Raw genomic sequence first — 16273 nt, 5'->3', positions numbered from 1 at the left:
CCTCACTGGAAGAACGTGCGCACACCATCGACGACGCGGTCGATGGTGGCGGAGTCCATGTACGGGTGCAGCGGCAGCGTCAGCACCTGGCTGGTGGCCAGGTCCGTCACCGGCAGCGGTCCGCGGCGCGAGTCGGCGTAGAAGGAGAACTCGTGGGCACCGAGGAAGTGGATGCCGGACCCGATGCCCTTCGCCTTGAGGTGGGCGATGAGGTCGGCGCGGCGCACGGCGTCGCGAACGCGGATGACGTAGATGTAGGGAGCCACGCCCTCCCAGTCGGTGTCGAACAGCTGCAGGTGGCCCGCCTCGGCGAGGTCGGCGAACGCGGCGTCGTAGGCCTTGCAGTACTCGCGACGGTTGGTGATGAACTCGTCCACGAGGGCGAGCTGCGCCAGGCCGATCCCGGCCGGCACCGAGCCGAGGTGGCAGCGGAAGCCCTGCCGGACCACGTCGAACTCCCAGTTGCGCTGGTTCTTGTACCGCGCGTCGGTGTCGGCGTCGATGCCGAGGTGTCGCAGCTCGTGCAACGTCTGGACGTCGGCGGGGTCGGAGGTGATGATCGCTCCGCCCTCGAGGGTGGTGATGGTCTTCACCGGGCCGAAGCTGAAGCACGTGATGTCGCCGAAGGAGCCGACGGGACGTCCAGCGGAGACGGTGCCGAAGGCGTGCGCGGCGTCCTCGATGACGCGCAGCCCGTGCTCGGAGGCGATCTCGAGGAGCTCGTCGAGCTGGCAGGGCAGACCGAGGTAGTCGACGGCGAGGATGGCCTTGGTGTTCTCGGTGATGGCCTCGCGGACCCGCTGGGGGTCGAGGCAGAGGCGCCGGTCCTCGATGTCGGCGAAGACCACCGATGCTCCGGTACGGCTCATCGCCTGGTGGCCGGCCACGTACGTGAACGACGGCGCGATGACCTCGTCGCCGGGGCCGAGACCGATGAGCTGGCCGGCCAGGTGCAGTGCCTCGGTGCAGGAGTTGGTGGACACCGCGCGCCGGCCGCTCGGACCGAGCCCGAGGAACGACTCCAGGCCGAGTTCGAAGTCCTGGCTGAGCTTGCCCATGCCGAGCCAGCCGGCCTCCAGGGCCGAGCGAGCCGCCTCCTGGACCTCCGCGCCGAGGTAGGGGCGGTAGACCGGGACGGGGTCAGCCGGGCCGAGCGCCGGGTAGCGGAGCTCGGTCAGGGGGGCGACGCCGAGAGCCGACACCTCGCCCTGGGATGCCCCCAAGGTCGGGTCCAGGCTGCTGTCGAGGCTGGTGTCGGTGCTCATCGTTCTCCTTCTCCCCCGTGCAGGTGCCCCTGCCGATGCTCGCTGACGGTAACCACTCCGCCGGGGCTTGCGTCGACCGCGGCGGTCCTTCCGAGGGAAGGATCACCCCCCAGACCCCCCGAGTGGCGCACAGCACCCGCGGTGACGCTCTGCGAGACGCCCACCACGGCGACTCCCCCGTCGACGACGCGCAGTCGTAGCTCGGCAAGCACAGCGGCGAGCGCGAGCAGCGCCCCCAGCATCTCTGCCCCCTCCTCCACGGCGTTGAGGAGGATGTAGGAGACCGGCTGCGGTGCGGTGAGTTCCGCCGTCCCCGGCAGGTCCACGAGGAAGAAGCTCGTGACGTACTCCATGACGAGTGCACCGAAGAGGTAGACCGCGCCCGCGCCCATCAGCCGCAACCTCAAGCGCCGCGGCAGCGCCCTGGCCAGTCTGAGGACGACGACCCCGCCCGCAGCCGCGACCAGCACGCCAGGGACCAGCCAGGCGAAGTTGTGCAGCCCGAGGGTGGCGTGCAGGTGCTCGGCGACGAGCGCGAGCGACTCGTGAAGCTCGGTGGCCTCGTCCAGGCCCAGGTATCCCGCGACCGCCGCCAGCACCACCACCGGCCGCGCACGCTCGCCCCGGGCACGCCGCACGCCCGCGAGCGCGAGCAGGGCCACCCCCACGAGGGCCAGCAGGACGGCGCTGAACGTCGCGGGGAGGTTCGCCTCGCCGTCGAGGTCGGTCTGCCGCTTGGCCTCGTCGAGCCAGGCCAGCGGCAGCGCGGCGTCACCCTGCACCGCCTCCACCGCGATGCGGACGGTCGGTCCGACCACCACCAGCACGACGACGACGACGGCGAGCACCCGCACCAGCGGGGTCAGCGAGACCTCGCGCCCCCGCGGCCGATGCGGGTGTGCCCCGCGCCACCACCTCGCCGGCGCTGCCTGCCCCGCCGGCCCATGCCCTGCGCTGCTCTCGTCGTTCACTGCCGTCCCCCTCCGACGCGGGACGCCCGCAGCCCACCGTCGGGCGCCACCGGCGACATCGTGGCCGCCGGGGGGCACGCAGGTGAACAGCGGGTGCACCCGAGGGTGGTGTGCGGGCGCAAGCACCCGCCGACAGGGTGACGCTCGACCACGCAGCGTGATGTCAGGGCACCCGCGGCGGACTCTCACGGGGGTGCCAGGGCGAGTGCCGGCGCAGGTCTCAGCGGCGCACCCCGACACGGCGCAGGGCCCGCTTGGCGGTGTCCTTGGCGCGGCGCTGCAGCGTGGGGCGCGGCCTGCGGCCCCAGAGCCGCTCGAACCGCTCCTGGGGCGAGTGGCGGCTCGCCCTGTCGTCGGCCAGAGCCGCTCCGAACGGCTCGCGCATCTCAGAGGGCCAGTAGTGGATGACGGCGTCGCGGGACTCGGAGACCGTGGTGCGGGAGGCCAGGCCCACCGCGAAAGCCAGCTGCTCGGAGGTGTGCGAATGGTCGTCGAAGCCGTGCTCGAGCAGCTGGTCGGTGAGGTGGGCGACCTCGGCGCAGACCGCGGCGTCCGCCGGGTGCAGGCCGATGACTCCGGCGTTCCAGGAGTCGCGGTCGGCCGGGAAGGCCCAGGGGCGACCGGTCAGGTCCAGCGGCTCGTGGCGCCCCAGCACATGCTGGAGCGCAGCGACCTCGGGCGCGGGAGGGCGCCCCTCGCGCAGGTGCATGACACTGCGACCGGGACCGATCCTGTCGAACACCACCGACGGCGACCGCTTCCACCAGGTGTCGCCGTCGACGTAGAGGCAGCGCCCGCCGCCGGAGGCCTCCAGCGCGGCGCTCAGCACCTCGATCTTGGCCCGCCAGACGTACTGGTGCGGCCCCATCCACGCGCGCGCCTGCTCGGAGGAGACCTCGACCACCTCGACGGGCAGGTCCTTCCACTGCTCGGGCCGGTCGGTCCACAGGGTGATGCGCCAGCTGCCACCGCCTGTCGGCAGGTGCCGGGCCGCCGTCTGCACCGAGAAGCGCACTTCGTCGACGTGGCGCCCCTCTCCGAAGCTGATGTACACGAGGTGATCCACATCCCCCATGGTGGGGCATGCGCCTGGGAGGACGGTGCAGACGGGTGAGGCGCTGGCGGAGGGTGGCCCTCAGCCGCACGCACCCCGCCGTCAGCTCGCGGCCGCCGGCACGAGCTGATCGACCGGCATCACCGCGTCGAGCAGGGCCGTGGCCCACTCCAGTACGGCCCTGTCGCGCAGCGGCTGACCGCCCACGCGCGAGGTCATCGGCTGCGGCACGAGGATCGTCCGTAGCGCCGGCTTGACGAGCGTGCCCGGGTAGAGGCGCTGCACTCGCAGTTCCTGGCTCTCGCGCAGCTCGACGGGCGCGAACCTGACGTTCCGGCCCTGCAGCGACACCTCGCTGATGCCCGAGGCCCGCGCGCGCACCCGGAACCGCGCCACCGCGAGGAGGTTCTCCACCTGCTCGGTCGGCTCGCCGTAGCGGTCGACCAGCTCGGCACGCACGGCGGCGACGTCGTCGTCCGAGGTCGCCGCGGCCAGCTTCCGGTAGGCCTCCAGACGCAGCCGCTCGTGCGGGACGTAGTCGTGCGGGAGCAGTCCGTCCACCGGGAGCTCGATCTTCGCCTCCGGCAGGCCCTCCTCCTTGGGGCCATCGCGGAACTCCGCCACAGCCTCGCCCACCAGGCGCACGTACAGGTCGAAGCCGACGCCGGCGATGTGCCCGGACTGCTCCCCGCCGAGCAGGTTGCCGGCGCCGCGGATCTCGAGGTCCTTCATGGCCACCTGCATGCCCGCGCCGAGGTCGGTGTGGGACGCGATGGTGGCCAGCCGGTCGTGGGCGGTCTCCGTCAGCGGCTTCTCCCCCGGGTACATGAAGTAGGCGTAGGCGCGCTCGCGGCCGCGACCCACGCGGCCGCGCAGCTGGTGGAGCTGGCTCAGGCCCAGCAGGTCGGCCCGCTCGAGGATGAGCGTGTTCGCGTTGGAGATGTCCAGCCCGGTTTCGACGATGGTGGTGCAGACCAGCACGTCGAAGCGCTTCTCCCAGAAGTCGACGATGACCTCTTCCAGGCGGTGCTCGTTCATCTTGCCGTGCGCGGTGGCGATCCGGGCCTCGGGCACGAGCTCGGCCAGCCGCGCCGCGGCCCGGTCGATCGACTCGACCTTGTTGTGCACGTAGAAGACCTGGCCCTCGCGCAGCAGCTCGCGGCGGATGGCGGCGGCCACCTGCCTCTCCTCATAGGGCCCCACGTACGTGAGCACCGGGTGGCGCTCCTCCGGCGGGGTGGCCAGCGTCGACATCTCGCGGATGCCGGTGACGGCCATCTCCAGCGTGCGCGGGATCGGGGTGGCGCTCATCGCGAGCACGTCCACGTTGGTGCGCAGCGTCTTGAGCAGCTCCTTGTGCTCCACCCCGAAGCGCTGCTCCTCGTCGATGATGACCAGACCGAGGTCCTTGGCGCGGTACTCGCCCCCGAGGAGGCGGTGGGTGCCGATGACGACGTCGACGGTGCCGTCGGCCAGGCCCGCCTTGACCGCCTCGGACTCCTTGGCGGACACGAAGCGGGACAGGGCGCGCACGGTGACGGGGAACGGCGCGAACCGCTCGGAGAACGTCTCCAGGTGCTGCTGCACGAGCAGCGTGGTGGGCACGAGCACCATGACCTGCTTGCCGTCCTGCACGGCCTTGAAGGCGGCGCGCACGGCGATCTCGGTCTTGCCGTAGCCGACGTCGCCGCAGATGAGGCGGTCCATGGGCACGATGCGCTCCATGTCGGCCTTGACCTCGTCGATGGTGACCAGCTGGTCGGGGGTCTCGACGAAGGGGAACGCGTCCTCCAGTTCGCGCTGCCACGGGGTGTCCGGCGCGAAGGCGTGGCCCTTGGTGGCCATCCGGGCGCTGTAGAGCTTGATGAGGTCACCGGCGATCTCCTTGACCGCCTTGCGGGCCCGACCCTTGGTCTTGGCCCAGTCGGCGCCGCCCATCTTGTTGAGCGCCGGCGCCTCGCCGCCCACGTACCGGGTGACCTGGTCGAGGGTGTCGGTGGGCACGAAGAGCCGGTCACCGGGCTGGCCGCGCTTGGAGGGCGCGTACTCGATGACGAGGTACTCACGCGTGGCGCCCTGCAGCGTGCGCTGGACCATCTCGACGTACCGGCCGACGCCGTGCTGCTCGTGGACGACGTAGTCACCGGTCTTGAGCTGCAGCGGATCGACGGCGTTGCGCCGCTGACGGCTCGGCATGCGCTTGGCGTCCTTGGCGGACATCGGCCCAGAGGTGCCGAGCACGTCGGCCTCGGTCAGCAGCGCCAGCTTGAGCCCTGCCGCCACGAAACCATGGCCGAGGCTGGCGGTGGTCACCTGGACGACGCTCGACGGGATGCCGGCTCCGTCATCGTCGCCTCCTCCCACAGTGCCCACACCGTCCACGCGGGCGGCAGGCACGTCCGCGTCGCGCAGCACCTCCGCGAGACGGTCGGCGGAGCCGTGGCCGGCGGCGGTGGCCACCAGGCGCCAGCCGTCGCTGACGAGGGCGCGCAGGTCGGCGAGGGCCTTCGGTACGTCACCGGCGTACCCCTCCACCTCGCGGGCCCCGACCGTGACGACGACGGCGCCGTCCTCGCCGTCGAAGCTGGCGGTCTCCTCGTCGGCGGTGAACGAGCTCAGCGACCACCACGGCCGCCCGGTGGTCAGGGCATGCGCGCGCGTGGCGGCGAACGTCGTGTAGCTGGCCCGCTCGAGCCCGAGGTCCACCGGGACCTGCCCGCCGGAGGCCGCGTTGGCCCACGCCGCGGCAAGGAACTCCTCGGAGGTGGCCACGAGGTCGTGCGCGCGGCTCCGGACGCGCTCAGGGTCGAGGACGACGACGTGCGTGCCGGTGGGCAGCACGTCCAGCAGGGGCTGCATGTCGTCGACGAGGGCGGGTGCGAGCGACTCCATGCCCTCCACGGCGATGCCACCGGCGATCTTGTCGAGCATCTCCGCCGCGCCGGGCAGCTTCTCCTTGAGAGCGGCGGCGCGGGCCCTCACCTCCTCGGTGAGGAGCAGCTCGCGGCACGGCGGCGCCCACAGGCCCTCGGGCACCACCTCGAGGGAGCGCTGGTCGGCCACGGAGAAAGCGCGGACCTCGTCGACCTCGTCGCCGAAGAACTCCACCCGCAGGGGGTGGTCGGAGGTGGGCGGGAAGACGTCGAGGATGCCACCGCGCACGGCCATGTCACCGCGGCGCTCCACCATCTCGGTGCGCGTGTACGCCGCAGCGGCCAGGTCGGCCACGACCTGCTCGAGGTCGACGACGTCGCCCGCCCGCAGCTGCACCGGCCGCAGGTCTCCCAGACCCGCCACGAGCGGCTGCAGGACGGCCCGAACCGGGGCCACGACCACCCTCACCCGCGAGCCCTGGCCGTCCTCACTGGCCTCGGGGTGGGCCAGACGCCGCAGGACGGCGAGCCGGCGGCCCACGGTGTCCGAGCGGGGCGAGAGGCGTTCGTGCGGCAGCGTCTCCCAGCTCGGGAACTCCACCACGGAGGCCGGGTCGAGGAAGCAGCGCAGCGCGGCGGCGAGGTCCTCGCACTGCCGGCCGGTGGCGGTGACGGCCAGCACGGTGCGCCCCGCGCCGCCGGCCTCCTCGTCGGCCGCGATCGCCGCGAGCAGCGCGGGACGGGCACCGGGCGGGACCGCCGCCTCGAGCAGCGGGACGCCGCCGGTACGTGCGTTCGCGACGGCGAGGGAGAATCCCCGGTCGGGCAGCAGGGCGGAGACGATCCCAGTCAGCGGCACGAGCACCCAGGGTAGGTCGCTCCCCTGACAGCCGCTAACACCCGCTCGTGCGCCGCCCTCCGGCCGTTCAAGCGGCGGGCTGACCGCCGGCTACCTCGGGGCGCACGGGCAGGCCGTGCCGATCCGCCAACGACCCGTCACCCGCGAGGGTGCCGTCGGGCAGCGGCGGTAGCGCACCCGGCAGGGCGCGGGCCGCGACAGGCACGACGCCGGGCGCGGGCGGCGTGGCCCCCGAGATGAGGTCGGCGGCCTTCTCGGCCAGCACCATGACGGGCGCGTAGCTGTTGCCGTTGGGGATGAGCGGGATGGCGGAGGCGTCGACCACTCGCAGGCCACGCACGCCGTGCACGCTGAGGGTCGTCGGGTCGAGCACCGCGGCGTCGTCCATGCCCATCCGCGCCGTCGAGGTCGGGTGCAGCCCGGTGCGGGCGGTGCGCTGCACGAAGGCGAGCAGCTCCTCGTCGGAGACGACGTGCGTGCCCGGGACCACCTCCCCGCCGTCGTAGGGCTCGAACGCGGGCTGGGAGAGCACCTCGCGCACGGCGCGCAGCACGCGCACCCAGGCCTGCCGATCGCTCTCGGTGGAGAGGTAGTTGTTGCGGATCACCGGCATCGCTGCGGGGTCCGCGGAGCGCAGCGTGACGGAACCGCGGGAGGTGACGCGCCCCGGGTAGGCGTACAGCTGATAGCCGTGGCCCTCGACCACGGGCATGCCGGCCACCGGCCAGACCAGGCTGGAGAAGAAGACCGTCGCCTCGGGCACGAGCTGCTCGGGGCTGGTGCGCAGGAAGCCGCCCGCCTCGATGTGGGTGCTCGCCCCCGGCCCCGACCCCAGCGCCAGCCACTGCGCGGCGGCGGCGAGCAGGTGGGGCTTGTGCTTGATGGTGGTCATGCTGACCGGCTGGCTGCACCGGTGCTGGACGAAGGCACCGAGGTGGTCCTGCAGGTCACGCCCCACGCCGGGCAGGTGGTGCACGCTCGCAACGCCGGCGGCAGCCACCTCGTCACGCGGCCCGATCCCGGACAGCAGCAGCAGCTTCGGGGTCTCGAAGGCGCCGGCGGCCAGCACCACCTCTCCGGCGCGCACCTCCTGCTCGGGGCCGGGCACACCCGACGCGTCGAGCACGCGGTAGCGCACCCCCACCGCACGACCGCACTCGACGACGACGCGGGTGACCAGCGCCCGGGTCTGCACCCGCAAGGCGCGGTTCCCCGCACGCAGGTGCGGGGAGAGGTAGGCGTCGGCGGCGGTGACGCGCCGCCCGCGGTGCTGGGCCTTCTCGAAGCGTCCCACGCCGTCCTGGACGTCGTTGGGGTCGGCCGCCACGGGGTGACCGGCCTGGCGGGCGGCTTCGAAGAACGCCTCGTGCAGCGGGCTGCTCGCGGGGTCGGGGGTGAGCACGTGAGCGCCGATGCGCCCGCGGCTGGGGCCGGCGGACGGGGTCAGGGCCGCCTCGACACGCTGGAAGTACGGCAGCAGGTGGGAGTAGTCCCAGCCCTGCTCGCCGGTCATCGCGGCCCAGCCGTCGTAGTCGGCAGCGTGACCGCGCTGGTAGAGCATGCCGTTGATGGCGCTGGACCCGCCCAGCACCTTGCCACGCGGCAGGGAGATCTTGCGTCGGAAGAGCCAGGGCTCCTCCTCGGAGGTGTACTTCCAGTCGTACCGGGGGTCGCCCACAGCGCGGTACATGCCCAGCGGCATCCGCAGCTCGACGTCCCACGGATGCACGGGGGCGCCCGCCTCGAGCACGAGCACCGAACCCACGCCACGCTCCACGAGGCGCCCGGCGACGACGCTGCCCGCCGAGCCACCGCCGACGACGACGACGTCGACCCGTTCTGCCGAGCCGGACCCACCGATGTGGCGGGCGCGCGGGATGGCGTGTCCGTGAACTCGCACGGCGGGCCTCCTCGTAGTGATCAGCGCCTAGGGCGCACTGGGCGCGGGGGCGGTCTCCGTCGCCCGCTGGTCAAGACGGTAGCCCTGCGCGGATCGCGCCCTCGACGCGTCGGGAACCGTCCGCCAGCACATCACCCGAACGGGGGGAAGACCACCATGAACGGTGAATGCGCTGGTCAACAGTGGGTCAAGAAAGGTCACGCCCCACGGGAAAGGACAGCACCCGATGGGTGCACCAGGTCGGGTGTGATCCCCGAGAGGCTAGCGGCCCCGGCGAGTGCCATCGCATGTTTGAGGTCGGACACGACCTCGGCGATGCAGGCGCCCGCCGCGTCAGCGCCGCCGGCGGCCAGTGCCCAGAGCAGGGGCCGCCCGACCAGAACGCCGTCGGCGCCGAGCGCGAGCGCCGTGAGCACGTCGGTGCCGGTCCGCACCCCGCCGTCGACGAGAACGACGGGCGCGTACCCGCCGGGCAGCGGACCACTCACCCGTGCGTGCTCGCGGACGGCAGCGGCCACCTCGGGCAGCGCGAGCGCGCTGGGCACCGACCTGTCGAGCTGGCGGCCACCGTGGTTGGACACGACGACGCCAGCGGCGCCTGCCTGTAGGCACGCCACGGCGTCATCGCCCCGCAGCACGCCCTTGACGAGCACCGGCAGGCCTGACACCTCGGCGAGCCAACCGATGGTGGCGAGGTCGATGGTCGGGTCCTGCTCGGCGGCGGCGCGCTGGGCGGCCACCGTCAGCTCCGCTCCCCCGGCGTCGACGCGCTCGGCGAAGTGCGGGGCCAGGTTGACGAGGAAGTGGTCGTCCGGGACGGACAGCCGGGTGCCCGTGACGCGGCGCTTACGGCCCACGTACGGCGTGTCACCGGTGAGCACCAGCGCACCGGCGCCGGCGTCGACGGCTCGCCGCACCAGCGCCTCGGTGAGCGATCGGTCCTTCATGACGTACACCTGGAACCACCACGGTGCGCCGTGCTGAGCGGCAGCGGCCGCTACCTCCTCCAGGCTCCGCGAGGAGCGCGTGGAGAGGCCGAGCAGTCCGCCGTTCGCCCCGGTGGCCGCCGCGGTGGCGAGCTCGCCGTCGGGGGTGGCCAAGGCATGGAAGGCCATCGGCGCGACGCCCACCGGGTGCGCGAGGTGCTGGCCGAGCAGCGTCGTCTCGGTGCTGACCGTGCCGACGTCACGCAGGACGCGCGGGCGCAAGCGGTAGGAGGCCCACGCCAACGCGCCTTCGCGGCGGGTGACCTCGTCGCCGGCCCCGGCGTCGTAGTAGTCGAGCACCTCGGGAGGCAGCCGCTCGGCGGCCGCCTCCCGCTGGGCTCGCAGCAGGGGCAGCCCTCCCCCGCTGAGAGAAGCGAGCACGTTGCTCAGTCCTTCCAGACCTTCCACTCCGCCTTGCCGGCGTCCCACAGGCCGTTGAGCTCCTTCCAGTCACGGAAGGTGTCCATGCCCAGCCAGTAGCCCTCGTGCTTGTAGACCCCGAGCTGGCCGTCGCGGGCCAGGCGACCCAGGGGTGCGTGCTCGAGCATCTCCTCGGTGCGGTCGGCGTCGAGGTAGCCGTCCACGAAGGACCGCTCGAAGAAGAAGAAGCCGCCGTTGACGTAGTCGGTCTGGGTGGTGGGCTTCTCGTTGAACTCCTTGACCACGTCACCCACGACCTGCATCTCGCCGTAGCGACCGCTGGGGTGCACGCCCGTGAGGGTGCCGGTCAGGCCCGAGGCCACGTGCTGGTCCAGCGCGGCGGAGATGTCGACGGCGCCGATGCCGTCACCGTAGGTGAGGGCGAAGCGGGGGGCGTCGAGGTACTTGGCGGCGCGGGCAATGCGGGCGCCGGTGGCCGTGGTGAGGCCCGTCTCGACGAAGGTGATCTCCCAGTCCTCGTCGGAGGTGTCGGTGTGGAACTCCAACGGCTTGGAGCCGTTGGTGTGCAGCGTGAGGTCGGAGGAGCGCACCCGGCTGTCCAGGAAGTACGACTTGATCATGTCGCCCTTGTAGCCCAGGCACAGCACGAAGCGGCGGAAGCCGTAGTGGGAGTACGTCTTCATGATGTGCCACAGGATCGGACGGCCGCCGACGTCGACCAGGCCCTTGGGCAGCTGCTCGCTGGCCTCGCGCAGGCGGGTACCCATGCCTCCGCACAGGATCACCACTGGGATGTCGGCGGTCGGGACTGCCGACGGGTGGCTCTGCTGATCTGCTGCGGTCACGGAACGTCCTCCTCAGGGGCCTGCGGTGCTTCACGGCCACTCTAAAGAGGCCCCCTGAAGGTCACTGAGCGCAATGGACCCGACCGGGCGACGCCCGGTCGGGTCACGCACTGCCGCCCGGGAGACGAGCGATCAGACCTCGTAAGTGCTGCCCTGGTCATCGACGACGGCGTCCTCGTCGTCGAACCAGTGGCCGTCGTGGCCGAGGTAGCGGAAGTGCACGGTGGAGCCCTTCGGCACGACGACCGTGGCCGACCGGCTGCCGTTGGAACGCTTCTTCATGACATGGGCGAACGGGCTCCAGTCGTTGAAGTTGCCCACGACCGAGACGGGCTCGGAGTACTCGGCGGCGGACAGGGAGAACGTCACCTTGACGTCGTCGGACCCCTTGGTCGTCTTGGTGGTGATCGTCACTGTCGGTCTCCTCGGCGGTGTGGTGCCCGCCACCGTTCGGGTGGCGGTGTGGCGCACCGTACCGGAGGCCGACACGCCGGAGCACCTGCGACGACACACCGACCCTTGACGACCTGCCCGTTAACCCTTTTGCCGCAAGGCCCTCTCATGGGCTTCACCGGCTTCCGATGGATCTCCTGAGGAATCTTCCGGGGGATGAACTGGTGCGAACAGTGACCCGCTGGTCACCGCTGTGCCACGATCAGCGCCACCGACGAGGGGGAGAGTGTGGAGCTCACCGACTACCTGCGCGTGCTGCGCAAGAGGTGGCTGTCGATCGTCGTCCTGACGGCGCTGGCCCTGGCCGGCGCCGCAGCGGCGACGCTGGCGGCCACCCCGGAATACCAGGCGGAGACTCGTCTGTTCGTGCGCGCGCAGGGCCAGGGTTCGGTCTCCGACCTCCAGCAGGGCAACAACTTCGTGCAGCAGAGCGTGCAGTCCTACGCCGACGTCGCCCGCACGGACATCGTCCTGGGGCCTGTCATCTCCGAGCTGGGCCTCCAGACCACACCGGGCCGGCTGGCGCAGCAGATCACCGCCGAGGCGCCGCTCGACACCGTGCTCATCAACATCACGGTGACCGATCCGTCGCCGCAGCAGGCCGCGCAGATCGCCAATGCCGTCGGGGCCTCCCTCATCACGACTGTGGCCACGCTGGAGGGCAACGGCACGGGCACGGCGACGCCGGTCCAGCTCACCACTACTCAGCCGGCCGTCGTGCCGGCCGCGCCCTCCTCCCCGAACGCTCCGCTGAACTTGGCGCTCGGCCTGCTCGTCGGCCTGGCCGTGGGTGTCGGTCTTGCCGTGCTGCGCGAGACGCTCGACACCACCGTGCGCGGCGAACAGGACCTGTCCCAGTTGGGGCTGCCCGTACTCGCAGGCATGCCCTACGACGACGAAGCGCGCGAGCACCCTCTCGTCGTCGTCGACCAGCCGCGGGGCGTGCGCGCCGAGTGCTTCCGCCAGCTGCGCACCAACCTCCACTTCGCCACCGCTGCCTCAGGGGCTCGCTCCGTGGTGGTGACCTCCTCCCTCGAGGGCGAGGGCAAGAGCACCACGGCCATCAACCTCGCCCTGACGATGGCGGGGGCTGGCATCCGCGTCGTCCTCGTCGACGCCGACCTGCGCCGCCCCATGGTGGCCACCTATCTGGGCCTCGAGGGCGCCGCCGGCCTCACCACCGTGCTCGTCGGACAGGCTTCTCTCGACGACGTGCTCCAACCCTGGGGAGACTTCGAAGGTCTGTCGGTGCTCACCTCGGGCGGCGTGCCGCCCAACCCCAGCGAGCTCCTGGCCTCCGACCACATGACCAAGCTGCTGCACGAGCTCGAGCAGCGGTTCGACGTGGTGCTCCTCGACGGCGCTCCCCTGCTGGCCGTGACGGACTCGGCGGTGCTCTCGGAGGTCGTCGGCGGTGCGCTGCTCGTCGTCGGGAGCGGCCGGGCGCGGCGCCCGCAGGTCGCCCGCGCGCTGCAGGCCCTGTCCGCTGTCGAGGCGACGGTGCTGGGCGCCGTGGTGACGATGCTGCCCACGAAGGGCGTCGACGCGTACCAGACGTACGCGTACAAGTACCAGCCCCTCGACGCGTTGAAGACCCCGAAGAGCCGGCGTTCCCGTGCGCCGCGCTCCGGCGGCGAGACGGTCACCGGTGAGCTGCCGGCCGAGGGTGGCGCGAGCGCCCCCCGTCGGCCTCGGCCCGCCGGCCCCAGGACCACGCGCTCCGGCTCAGCGGAGCGGTGAGTTCAGCCAGGAGCTCAGCCAGGAGCGCGGTGAGTTCAACCGGGACGGCGCGGCGCCGAGCGAAGCCCGCTCGGCCCCCGTGGCGTCGGCCCGCGCTCGTGGCGCTCGGAGTGGCAGCGCTCCTGGTCGTCGGCTGGGCTGTCTGGGGCGGCATGGAGGCACGCGCCGCCGCGGGCCACGTCAGGGCCGCGACGGCTGAGGTGTCCGCGGTACGCGCCGCCGTCGCGAGTGGCAACCTCTCCGCAGCCTCCCGAGCTACCGAGCAGGCGGCACTGGCCACTGCCGACGCGCGCGCCGCCGTCGACAGTCCTCCCCTGGCGTTGGCGTCCCACCTGCCGGGCAAGGCCGGCGAGGTGGTCGCGGCGGTCCGCACGACGGTCGCCGCCGTCGATGCTGCCGTGGGAGCCGGAGCCATGCCCGCCGTGAAGGCCGGGGAACGCGCACTGTCGAGCGGCGGTGCGATCCGCGCGGACGGCACCCTGGACCCTGCCGGCATCGCCGACCTCGCGGTCTCCCTCGAGCCGGCAGCCGCCGCCGCGCGCGATGCGCAGGTGCGGGCGGCATCCGTTGACGCTGCCGGCCTGCCCCCCGGCCTGTCCGAGCGGGTGCGGCAGGCCCAAACCGGCGTCGCGGAGCTCTCCGGGGGCCTCTCGCGCGCACAGGCACTGCTCACAGCCCTGCCCGTCGTGCTGGGCGGTGACGGACCTCGGACGTACCTGGTGGCCTTCCAGAACACCGCCGAACTTCGCCCCACCGGCGGGATCATCGGTACCTGGGCGCTGCTCGACGTCAACGATGGCCGTCTCTCCCTGTCCGACGCCGGGTCCAACGACGACCTCGAGCGCCTCAGCGGCCCCGTCCGCGACCTCGGACCCGAGTACCGAGCCCTCTACCCGGCCGAACAGGTCAGCTACTCCCAGAACGTCGGCCTCAGCCCCCACTTCCCGTACGCCGCGCAGCTGCTCGTCGACCTCTGGACGGCACAGGGCCGCCCCGCCCCGGATGGCGTCATCGCCGTCGATCCCGCGGGGCTCGCGCCGCTGCTGCGCGGCGCCGGGACCGTCGAGGTGCCCGACGGGCCCAGCGTCACCGCCGACACCGTCTCCGACGTCGTCCTGCGCCAGGCCTACGAGGTCTTCGGCGACGACAACGCCGCGCGCAAGAACTACCTCACGGCGCTGGTGGGCTCCGCGTTCTCCCGGGGCCTGGGCGGCGGGGCCTGGGACACCTCCCGCTTGGTGTCCCTCGGTGAGGCCGTGAGCGGTGGCCACGTCCAGCTGTGGACGGCCGACCCCGCGCAGCAGGAAGCCCTCGAGAAGGGCGGAGCCGCGGGGGCCCTCCCGGCTCCCGAGGAGGACGCGGCGGGCGTCTACCTCACCAACATCTCGGCGTCGAAGTTGGACTACTACCTGCGCGAATCCGTGCGAGTCACCGGCGCCTGCAACGCCTCACCCGAGATCACGATCGAGCTCACCAACGACGCGCCGGCCGAGATCCCGTACTACGTCTCCACCAAGGTGGAAGGGCAGGCACCGACCACGGAACTGCTCACGATCGCCCTCTACCTGCCTCCGGGGCGCACGGTGACGAGCATGACCGTGGACGGGCAGATCGCAGACATCGAGGTGCTGCCCGAGCGCGGCTGGAGCGTCAACCGGCTGGCGGTGGCCGTTCCGCGCGGCGCCCCGGTGCAGATCGTCGCGACGACCGCGGGGCTTGCGACGCCGATCACGTCGGTGCACACGCAACCGCTCGTGCACGACGCCTCCGTCGCCGCACAGGTCTGCTCCTGACGAGACGCCCGGATTTCGGCGTCGTGGTCCGCAAATGGGTGATCTTCTGCCATGATTCCCAGGAACCCGTCAGCCGACGAGAGGTCCACCATGTCCGCTAGCACCACCCTGCGCCGGGGACAGCGCATCGTCGTCGCGGCGGTTGGCCTCGGCCTCGCTGCGGCAACCCTGGCACCGGCCGCAAGCGCGGCTACCTCCCAGCCCGCCGGGAAGATCTACGTACAGCCCACCTGCACCAAGGGCTCGTACAACTGCAACACGCCGGGCAACCCCAAGCCGACCACGCCGACGACGCCCATCGCCTCAGGCGGCGGCTACTCCCAGATCATCAAGGCGCCGGTCAAGTGGTACATCGGCAAGGCACCCGGCAACAAGGGCTTCGTGATCGGTGTCGCGGCGAAGGGTTACCGCGTCATCTACTGGCTCTTCCGCTGATCACAGCACCACCCAAGATTTTGACGAGGGGCTCCGCTGCAGTGCAGCGGGGCCCCTCGTCGCGTCCCGGTGGTCAGCGAGTGGTGAGCGCCCTGCCGGAGGGAACGAGGGCGCCGACGATGGCGCGCACGGCCTGGGTCACCTGCTCCTCGCTGGTCGCCCACTCCTTCGGACCCCGACGGTAGGGGTCGAGCACGTCGTCGTCGCCGGGTTCCTTCGGCATCACCCTGCCGCGGGCGCCTGCCAGAATGCTGGCGGCCGAAACCAGTCGCTCGGCGACTCGGTCACCCTGCACCTGGTCTCCCACAGCCTCGAGAAGACGCGCGGCCTCGGGGAGCGTGAACGTGCGGCGCACGGCGGCTGGCACGAGCCGCACCACGGCGCCGCGGTGGTCACGCGCCGCGGTCAGCACCAGGGCCGCCTCGCGGATGAGGGTGGAGGTGAGGTAGGTGGCCTCATGGCCCGTGGGGTCCCCCCCGGCGCGCCGCACGGCGTCGGCGGCTTCCGGCTCCATCGGGGCTCCTGTGAGCGCTGACGTGCCAGCGCTGGCCACGCGGACGCGCAGCGCCGGGTCGGGCTCGGCGGCGTCGAAGGCAGCCTTCAGGAGGCGCTCCGCCATCGGCGATCGGCAGATGTTGCCGGTACAGACCACCAGCAGCAGCGGCCCTCCGGTCGGCTGCTGCCCCTCGACTGTGGCGGGCGCTTCGCTCACACGGTC

Annotated in this window: 12 protein-coding genes; 3 read left to right on the top strand and 9 right to left on the bottom strand. The window is 72.2% G+C overall.

Annotated elements, in window-relative coordinates; translation table 11 throughout:
- Positions 1-2: 2 nt before the first annotated feature.
- The 8 genes from BXY45_RS00210 to BXY45_RS00175 all read right to left on the bottom strand — a co-directional run bounded on the left by BXY45_RS00210 (position 3) and on the right by BXY45_RS00175 (position 11548).
- On the bottom strand, positions 3-1265 hold the full coding sequence (locus BXY45_RS00210) for a DegT/DnrJ/EryC1/StrS family aminotransferase (RefSeq protein ID WP_109772292.1): 1263 nt from the start codon (positions 1263-1265) through the stop codon (positions 3-5).
- On the bottom strand, positions 1262-2236 hold the full coding sequence (locus BXY45_RS00205; protein ID WP_146211020.1) for a hypothetical protein: 975 nt from the start codon (positions 2234-2236) through the stop codon (positions 1262-1264). Before BXY45_RS00205 ends, BXY45_RS00210 begins: the two co-directional genes overlap by 4 nt.
- 220 nt (positions 2237-2456) lie before the next feature.
- Positions 2457-3302, bottom strand: a complete 846-nt coding sequence (locus BXY45_RS00200) for a hypothetical protein (protein WP_146211019.1) — start codon at positions 3300-3302, stop codon at positions 2457-2459.
- Between the two features lie 90 nt (positions 3303-3392).
- The gene (mfd, locus tag BXY45_RS00195) at positions 3393-7022 is read right to left on the bottom strand and encodes a transcription-repair coupling factor (RefSeq protein ID WP_109772644.1); all 3630 of its coding nucleotides are present in this window, start codon (positions 7020-7022) and stop codon (positions 3393-3395) included.
- 67 nt (positions 7023-7089) lie between these two features.
- Positions 7090-8922, bottom strand: a complete 1833-nt coding sequence (locus BXY45_RS00190; RefSeq protein ID WP_211319106.1) for a GMC family oxidoreductase N-terminal domain-containing protein — start codon at positions 8920-8922, stop codon at positions 7090-7092.
- 197 nt (positions 8923-9119) lie between these two features.
- Positions 9120-10289, bottom strand: a complete 1170-nt coding sequence (locus tag BXY45_RS00185; protein ID WP_211319105.1) for an alpha-hydroxy acid oxidase — start codon at positions 10287-10289, stop codon at positions 9120-9122.
- Between the two features lie 5 nt (positions 10290-10294).
- Positions 10295-11134 carry a sugar phosphate nucleotidyltransferase gene (locus BXY45_RS00180; RefSeq protein ID WP_245961563.1) on the bottom strand — a complete coding sequence of 280 codons (840 nt, stop codon included), beginning with the start codon at positions 11132-11134 and terminating at the stop codon, positions 10295-10297.
- A gap of 132 nt (positions 11135-11266) precedes the next feature.
- Entirely contained in the window at positions 11267-11548 is a 282-nt protein-coding gene (locus BXY45_RS00175; protein WP_170131235.1) for an isoamylase early set domain-containing protein, read from the bottom strand.
- 267 nt (positions 11549-11815) lie between these two features.
- Here BXY45_RS00175 and BXY45_RS00170 point away from each other — a divergent pair, with 267 nt between their 5' ends.
- The 3 genes from BXY45_RS00170 (at position 11816) to BXY45_RS00160 (ending at position 15555) form a co-directional block, all read left to right on the top strand.
- Positions 11816-13327, top strand: a complete 1512-nt coding sequence (locus BXY45_RS00170) for a tyrosine-protein kinase domain-containing protein (protein WP_109772289.1) — start codon at positions 11816-11818, stop codon at positions 13325-13327.
- 29 nt (positions 13328-13356) lie between these two features.
- Complete coding sequence (locus tag BXY45_RS00165) at positions 13357-15120, top strand: DUF4012 domain-containing protein (protein WP_146211018.1); 1764 nt, start codon at positions 13357-13359, stop codon at positions 15118-15120.
- A 90-nt stretch (positions 15121-15210) separates the two neighbouring features.
- On the top strand, positions 15211-15555 hold the full coding sequence (locus BXY45_RS00160; RefSeq protein ID WP_109772287.1) for a hypothetical protein: 345 nt from the start codon (positions 15211-15213) through the stop codon (positions 15553-15555).
- A 73-nt stretch (positions 15556-15628) separates the two neighbouring features.
- Here the strand turns inward: BXY45_RS00160 and BXY45_RS00155 are convergent, their stop codons facing one another.
- Positions 15629-16267: an arsenate reductase/protein-tyrosine-phosphatase family protein gene (locus BXY45_RS00155; protein ID WP_211319104.1), complete on the bottom strand. Its 639-nt coding sequence runs from the start codon at positions 16265-16267 to the stop codon at positions 15629-15631.
- Positions 16268-16273 lie beyond the last annotated feature (6 nt).

This window comes from Quadrisphaera granulorum (assembly GCF_003149145.1).
Lineage (GTDB): Bacteria > Actinomycetota > Actinomycetes > Actinomycetales > Quadrisphaeraceae > Quadrisphaera > Quadrisphaera granulorum.
This window is presented reverse-complemented; position numbering and strand designations above follow the sequence as displayed.

Excerpts from the sequence above, each read along its gene's own strand:
- BXY45_RS00210 (WP_109772292.1), bottom strand. The coding sequence starts at position 1,265 with ATGAGCACCGACACCAGCCTCGACAGCAGCCTGGACCCGACCTTGGGG.
- BXY45_RS00160 (WP_109772287.1), top strand. The coding sequence starts at position 15,211 with ATGTCCGCTAGCACCACCCTGCGCCGGGGACAGCGCATCGTCGTCGCG.